The organism is Pseudomonas sp. AD21 (assembly GCF_002878485.1).
Lineage (GTDB): Bacteria > Pseudomonadota > Gammaproteobacteria > Pseudomonadales > Pseudomonadaceae > Aquipseudomonas.
The window spans coordinates 25,667-32,207 of the sequence record NZ_NQYG01000064.1; the positions used below are offsets into that span (position 1 = coordinate 25,667).

At 61.2% G+C, this 6,541-nt stretch carries 6 protein-coding genes; 2 read left to right on the forward strand and 4 right to left on the reverse strand.

Annotated elements, in window-relative coordinates:
- Nucleotides 1–41: 41 nt before the first annotated feature.
- Nucleotides 42–1,127, reverse strand: coding sequence for a polyamine ABC transporter substrate-binding protein (locus tag PseAD21_RS24990; protein ID WP_102358462.1), 1,086 nt, complete (start codon nt 1,125–1,127; stop codon nt 42–44).
- 51 nt (nt 1,128–1,178) lie between these two features.
- Nucleotides 1,179–2,480, reverse strand: a complete 1,302-nt coding sequence (locus PseAD21_RS24995; protein WP_102358463.1) for an FAD-binding oxidoreductase — start codon at nt 2,478–2,480, stop codon at nt 1,179–1,181.
- A 160-nt stretch (nt 2,481–2,640) separates the two neighbouring features.
- On the opposite strand from PseAD21_RS24995, the gene PseAD21_RS25000 reads away from it, so the two are divergent.
- Nucleotides 2,641–3,525, forward strand: a complete 885-nt coding sequence (locus tag PseAD21_RS25000; protein WP_102358464.1) for a LysR substrate-binding domain-containing protein — start codon at nt 2,641–2,643, stop codon at nt 3,523–3,525.
- On the opposite strand, the gene PseAD21_RS25005 is transcribed toward PseAD21_RS25000, so the two are convergent.
- Together PseAD21_RS25005 and PseAD21_RS25010 are read right to left on the reverse strand one after the other, a co-directional pair.
- Entirely contained in the window at nt 3,522–3,908 is a 387-nt protein-coding gene (locus PseAD21_RS25005) for a cytochrome c family protein (RefSeq protein ID WP_102358465.1), read from the reverse strand. The two genes, PseAD21_RS25000 and PseAD21_RS25005, sit on opposite strands and share 4 nt — an antisense overlap.
- Before the next feature lie 164 nt (nt 3,909–4,072).
- Nucleotides 4,073–5,404, reverse strand: a complete 1,332-nt coding sequence (locus PseAD21_RS25010) for a PLP-dependent aminotransferase family protein (protein WP_102358466.1) — start codon at nt 5,402–5,404, stop codon at nt 4,073–4,075.
- Nucleotides 5,405–5,494: 90 nt separating this feature from the next.
- Here PseAD21_RS25010 and PseAD21_RS25015 point away from each other — a divergent pair, with 90 nt between their 5' ends.
- Nucleotides 5,495–6,388 carry a DMT family transporter gene (locus PseAD21_RS25015; protein WP_102358467.1) on the forward strand — a complete coding sequence of 298 codons (894 nt, stop codon included), beginning with the start codon at nt 5,495–5,497 and terminating at the stop codon, nt 6,386–6,388.
- The last annotated feature ends 153 nt before the right edge of the window (nt 6,389–6,541 follow it).

Genomic DNA, 6,541 nt, shown 5'->3' on the forward strand with positions numbered 1-6,541 from the left:
GGGCCGTGCATCCCTGCACAACCCGGATCGAGTGCGTGAACTCAGGTATTGGTTTTCAACTTGGTCCACAACCGCGTCGACAACCGTGCAATCGCCGCCGGCAACTCTTCCACGGTGAACAACCGTTGCATCACGTCCTTGGGCGGGTAGATAGCCGGATCCTGCTTTACATCCGCGTTGAGGAACGGTTCGGCCGCCGCATTCGGGTTGGCGTAGTGAATGCTGTTGCTGATGTTGGCCACCACTTTGGGGTCGAGCAGGTAATTCATGTAGGCGTAGCCGTTCTTTGCATGCGGCGCGCTTTTGGGCATGACCACCATGTCGAACCACAAGGTCGTGCCTTCTTTCGGAATCGAGTACGCGATATTGATGCCGTTCTTCGCTTCCTTCGCACTGGCGGCGGCCTGAACGATGTCGCCGTTGAAGCCGATCACCGCGCAGACGTTGCCGTTGGCCAGGTCACTGATGTACTTCGAGGCGTGGAAGTACTGAATGTAAGGACGGATTTTCAGCAAGGCCTGTTCGGCCTGTTTGTAATCCGCCGGCTCATGACTGTGCGCAGGCAAGTGCAGGTAGTTCAGCGTGATCGGCAGCACCTGCGTCGGGTTGTCGATGAACGCCACGCCGCACTGGCTGAGCTTCTTGATGTTTTCTTGGTTGAAGAAAAAGTCCCATGACTGGGTGACATCGGTGCTGCCGAAGATCGCCTTGATCTTCTCGACGTTGTAACCGATACCGGCTGTGCCCCACATGTAGGGATAGCCGTACTGGTTGCCAGGATCGTTGACTTCAAGTTTTTGCAGCAGCACCGGGTCGAGGTTTTTCCAGTTCGGCAGTTGCGCCCTGTCGAGCTTCTGAATCGCCCCGGCCTTGATCAACCGCGAGAGAAAGTGGTTCGACGGACTGACCACGTCATAACCGGTGTTGCCGGTCATCAATTTCGATTCCAGCACTTCGTTGCTGTCGTGAATGTCGTAGGTGGTCTTGATCCCTGTGGCCTGGGTGAAATTGGCCAGGGTGTCCGGGGCGATGTAGCTGTTCCAGTTGGAGATATTGACAGTTTCGTCGGCACAAGCGGCTGTGCTGGCCGCGAGCAGGATCGCCAGGGAAAGTGGATTGACGCGCATGGTCTGTCACCTGTGTTGAGTGGCTTTTGTTGTTGTGCGGTAGGCGAATGTTCAGATTTCTGTTCTGGCCCTGACTGCCTCCACGCGCATGCGAAGCATGGCACCGATGTCGAAAAAAGGTCGTGGCGGCAGCCAGCCGGGTTCGGCCCGTTGCATCACCGATTGCAGCAGCGGTGAATCAACGCCAGATGCCAGTTGCGCCAATAAACGTCCCCACAGCGTGCCGCGCGCCACCCCCGAACCATTGCAACCGGCCACAGCAAACACGCCCTCTTCCACCCGCTGGAAAAACGCCTGACCACTGCGGGTCGCGCTCAAGTGGCCGGTCCAGGTGTATTGGATGTCTTGCGCGCCGAGGAACGGGAAGCGTCGTTGCAAGCCGCGCACATGGTGCTGACGGCGCAGCGCCAGTTCGCTCTCGGACAGGTCGCGCGTGCGGTATTCGGCGGTGTTGCGGATCATCACCCGCCGATCTGGCGTCAGTCGCACCGTGGCCCCCAGCGGCCGGGTCGACAGTACGCCCCACGGCTCGACCGCGCCGATAGCTTGAAACTCCTGAGCGCTAAGCGGCCGGGTGAGACTGGCACTGAGCTCCATCGGGAAGGTGCTGCTGTCGTGGATTCCGACCCGGGGAATGAAGGCGTTCAGGCACACCAGCACCCGTTTGGCCTCGACACTGCCATCCACCGCGTTGGCCCGCAGTCGCCCGTGGCTCATGCGCTCCAGGCGGGTGATGTCGGTGTGTTCGTAAACCGTGATGTTGCCCGGCAACGCATTGAGCAGGCCTTTAACGTATTTGGCCGGTTGCAGCAGTGCATTGCCGCTGCCGCACCAGATCGCCGCCGCGTAGTGCGGCGTGCCGAGTTTTTGCGCCAGCGCCGCACCCTGGAGAAATTCGGCGCGGGCACCGAGGGCGCGTAAAGTTGCCAGTTTGGCGTCGACATGACTGAGCTTGGCGGCGTCGCTGACGGCGAAGAAGTAACCGTTGTCACGAAAGTCGCAGTCGATGGCATGGTCGGCGATACATTGGCGCACGGCTTCACTGGCGGCACGGGAAATCGCCGTGTCGGTTTCAAATCCGCGAAAGCCTGGCGCGCCGATCAACTCACTGTCGGCGGGATGTTCGTGGGCCACGACAAACCCCGAGTTACGCGCCGATGCGCCCTGCGCCGCGCGCTGCCGATCAACCACCACGATGCGCGCCTGCGGGTGCATTTGTGCCAGGTTGTGCGCGGCGCTGAGACCGGTGATGCCGGCGCCGATCACCAGCCAGTCGGCCTTTTGCGCACCGCTCAGGCGGCTACGCTGCGGCGAACTGCCGGCCTGCGCGATCCAGCCACATACGTTTTCCATTGCTGACCTCATTCGACTGTCGTTCCACGGCTTGCCTTTCGCCCTGACCCATGCGTGAATCGCATGAGAAAACTGCAAAGGTCGCCGCCAGAGCTAAAATCTATAAGGTCCTGGCTTGCCCAACCAACGTTATAAAATCATCGAGCCATTCTGAAAACGCATGGATAAAATTCGCCACGTGCCCTCGCTGCAAGCCCTGCAGACGCTGGTTGAAGTCGCCCGCTGCGCCAGCTTCACCCAGGCTGCGCAACAGCTGTGCCTGACCCAGAGCGCCGTCAGCCGGCAGATCCAGCAACTGGAAAGCCATTTCAACGTCGCGCTGTTCATCCGCACCAGCCGCAGCCTGCGCCTGACCCCGGAGGGCGAACAGGTTCTGGCCAGCGCCATCAGCATTCTCGATCAACTGAAAAGCCTCGAAGAACGCCTCGTCCCGCAACAGCGCCCGTTCCGTATCCGTATGCACGTGTCACTGGCGGTGCGTTGGTTGCTGCCCAGACTCAGCGACTTCTACCTCAGCCACCCCGAGGTCTCGCTGGCGATTGAAACCGTTGCCACCGAAGTCGTCGAGCCGGCCAGCGACAGCGATGCCTACATTCTTTACCTGCCGCAGCCGTCCACTGAGGCGGATTGCCTGACGCTGTTCGAGGAAGCCCTGGTGCCGGTGTGTTCGCCCAACCTTGCGGGGTCACCGCGGTCAGTTGATGAGTTACAGCGTTTCGCCTTGCTGCATCGCTCGGCCGATCGGCAGGCCTGGATCGAATGGCTGGCGGCCAACGATGGTCAGCCGCTGGAGCGCTACCGGCACATTCCGTTCAACCTCGATGAGTTGGCGCTGGATGCAGCGGCGCGAGGCCTGGGCGTGGCGGTGACGGACATGACGCTCGCGGCGGAGTCCATCGAGCGTGGCGTACTGGTGGTGCCGTTCGGGCAGCCGCTGAAGACCGGCGGAATTTACGCGTTGTGCCTGCAGCCGGCAGCAGCTTCAAACCCGGCGTGCGAGGTGGTCATGCAGTGGTTTGCCGGGCAGGCCGAGCAAAACGGTTAATTGGAGTACTGCTGCAGGTACGCCAGCAAATTATCGATTTTCTCCTGATCACTCAGGCCCCAGAAAATCATCCGCGTGCCAGGCACCACGCCTTTAGGGTCTTTCAAATACGCAGTCAACGTGTCGCGATCCCAGGTCACGCCAGAGTTTTTCATGGCGTCGGAATACACGTAGTTGGCCGAGGTCCCGGCCGCTCGACCGATGATGCCGTTGAGTTGCGGGCCGAAACCCGGGCGCGCATCCGGCCCCACCTGATGGCAGCCGCCGCACAGGCGCGGGAAGATTTTTTCGCCGGCTGCGGGGTCGCCAGCGGCGCGGGTGGTTGAGCTGAACAGAACGGCGGTGGCGGTCAAGGCAAGCAAGAGTGCAACGGTGTTTTTCATCGGGTGTTCCAAAACGGTGTGATGCAGTTGAGGCAAGGCTAACACTTTGTAGCGAGGGCACTTGCTCCCGCTGGCCTGCGCAGCAGGCTCATCACAGGGGCGCGCTTCGCACCCGGCGAGAGCAAGCTAACTCGCAACAGGTGGGTTTTCACAAGAGGTTCTTTTTACAGGTAAGCGGCGATGATCCTCCTGACAGTGATCAACGCTTGCTCCAACACATCCATTTCCACCGACCCCAGTGCCAGCCGAATCGCATGCGGCACATGCGCCGATACCGCAAACGGCTCGGCCGTGGTGACCGAAATCTGCTGATGCATCAATTCCACCACGATCTGATCAGCGCGCACATCTTCCGGTAACGGCAGCCACAGGAAGTACGAATTCGGATGGGCGACGCACGGCAAGCCTTTGAGCAATCGGGCGGCCAGTACCTGGCGGGCCTGAGCGTCGCTGCGTTTTTGCGCTTCGAGCTCGATCACGGTGCCGTCGTCGAGCCAGCCACAGGCAATCGCGGTCATCAGCCCCGGCGTGTTCCAGGTGGTTGCGCGGATAACCCGCTCCAACGCCGGTACGCTGGCTGCAGGCGCCGCAATGAAGCCAACGCGCAGGCCGGTGGCGATGTTCTTCGACAGACCGGAGACGTAAACCGTACGCTCTGACGCCAGATCGACCAGAGGCCGCGGCGGATTTTCCACGAGAAAGGCGTAGGCCGCGTCTTCGATGAGGGTCAAATCATGCCGTCGCGCGATGGCAACCAATTCCTCGCGCTGCTCGAGCGGCATCACCCAGCCCAGCGGATTGTGCAGGGTCGGCATGCTATACACGGCACGTACCGAACGACTGCGGCAGAGTTTTTCCAGCGCAGGCAGATCCGGCCCGTGCTCGTTGACCGGGATCGCCACCACTTCCAGATGCAACGCTTCAGCCAGCACCTTGAACCCGGAGTAAGTCAACGCATCGGCGGCGATCACGTCGCCGGGCTTGAGCAACGCCATCAGCGTCACCGCCAGTCCCTGCTGGGCGCCATTGACGATCAGCACTTGCTCGGCGTCCACCGTCACCCCGCGACTGCGCAAATGGCGGGCGACCGAGGCCCGTTCATGGGCACGACCGGCATGGGGCTGATAGCGCAACAAAGCTTCCAGGTCACCGGACAACGCCAACTGACGCAAGGCGCTACGCAACAACTGCGTTTGCCCGGGCAGCGACGGGTAATTGAAATTGAGGTCGATCATGCCGACTGCCACGTCTTTCTGATCGATGCCCTGCCCTGGCGACAACGCGGTTTCACGCACGAAAGTGCCGCGCCCGGTTTCGCCGCTGACCAGGCCCATGGCTTCGAGCTCGGCATACACCCGCGAGGCCGTGACCAGCGCCAGTCCTTCCTGCGTGGCCAGTTGCCGATGCGTCGGCAGTCGCGTGCCGGGCGCCAGACGCCCGCTGCGAATGTCGGCAGCGTAGGTGTCGACGAGGGTCTTGTAGCGTGAGCGTGGCATGCCGGGATGTATCCATGACAATTTTTTGATTGTCCTGATTCTCAGCCATAGGATCGACCCAACGCAACCCACCTCTGAGCACAATTTAGTATGGAACGAACCTCTAATCTGCCCCACCCGACCCTGGAAAAAACCAGTGGCTGGATCAACGGCTTTATTGGCGTGGTGATTTTCAGCGGCTCACTGCCGGCTACGCGTCTCGCAGTGCTGGAGTTCGACCCGGTGTTTCTCACCGTCGCGCGTGCGACCATTGCCGGCGTGCTGGCTGTGGCCTTGTTGTGGTTGTTCCGTGAACGGCGACCGGCGAGGGATCAGTGGTTGTCATTGGTCATCGTGGCATTGGGCGTCGTGCTCGGCTTCCCGTTGCTGACGGCGCTGGCCCTGCAACACGTGACGTCGGCACATTCGATTGTGTTTGTTGGCTTGCTGCCACTGGCGACTGCGTTATTTGGTGTATTGCGCGGTGGCGAGCGTCCGCGTCTGGTGTTCTGGATCTTCTCGATCCTCGGCAGCACGCTGGTGGTTGGGTTTGCCTTGTCGCAGGGGCTGTCCGCCTCGCCCACCGGCGACCTGCTGATGCTGGCCTCGATTCTGGTCTGTGGTCTCGGTTATGCCGAAGGCGCAAAACTGTCGCGCACACTGGGTGGCTGGCAGGTGATCTGTTGGGCATTGGTGTTGTCGCTGCCATTGATGGCAATCGCGAGCCTGTGGCTGGCCCCGCCGTCGTTCAGCAGCATCAGCGTGTCGGCATGGGCCTGCCTGGGCTACGTTTCGCTGTTCAGTATGCTGATTGCCTTTGTGTTCTGGTATCGCGGGCTGGCCCAGGGCGGGATCGCGGCCGTCGGACAGTTGCAGTTGCTGCAACCGTTTTTCGGCCTGGCGCTGGCGGCGACGTTGCTGCATGAGCACGTCAGCATCGGCATGCTGGCGGTGACGGTTGGCGTCATCCTCTGCGTGGCCGGCGCAAAGAAATTCGCCCGATAGTGATCTTTGGCATCGCATCTGTGGGAGTGGGCTTGCTCACGAAGAGGCCGGAACATCCAGCATCCATGTCGACTGACCTGACGCCTTCGTCGGAACGCCGCCCGGAGCAAGCCCGCTCCCACAGTAGATTGGTGGTGGATGAAGGATTCGGGG

What these genes read in the sequence shown, in the direction of transcription:
- PseAD21_RS25015 (WP_102358467.1), top strand. Translation starts at nt 5,495, where the DNA reads ATGGAACGAACCTCTAATCTGCCCCACCCGACCCTGGAAAAAACCAGT.
- PseAD21_RS25000 (WP_102358464.1), top strand. Translation starts at nt 2,641, where the DNA reads ATGGATAAAATTCGCCACGTGCCCTCGCTGCAAGCCCTGCAGACGCTG.
- PseAD21_RS25005 (WP_102358465.1), bottom strand. Translation starts at nt 3,908, where the DNA reads ATGAAAAACACCGTTGCACTCTTGCTTGCCTTGACCGCCACCGCCGTT.
- PseAD21_RS25010 (WP_102358466.1), bottom strand. Translation starts at nt 5,404, where the DNA reads ATGCCACGCTCACGCTACAAGACCCTCGTCGACACCTACGCTGCCGAC.
- PseAD21_RS24995 (WP_102358463.1), bottom strand. Translation starts at nt 2,480, where the DNA reads ATGGAAAACGTATGTGGCTGGATCGCGCAGGCCGGCAGTTCGCCGCAG.
- PseAD21_RS24990 (WP_102358462.1), bottom strand. Translation starts at nt 1,127, where the DNA reads ATGCGCGTCAATCCACTTTCCCTGGCGATCCTGCTCGCGGCCAGCACA.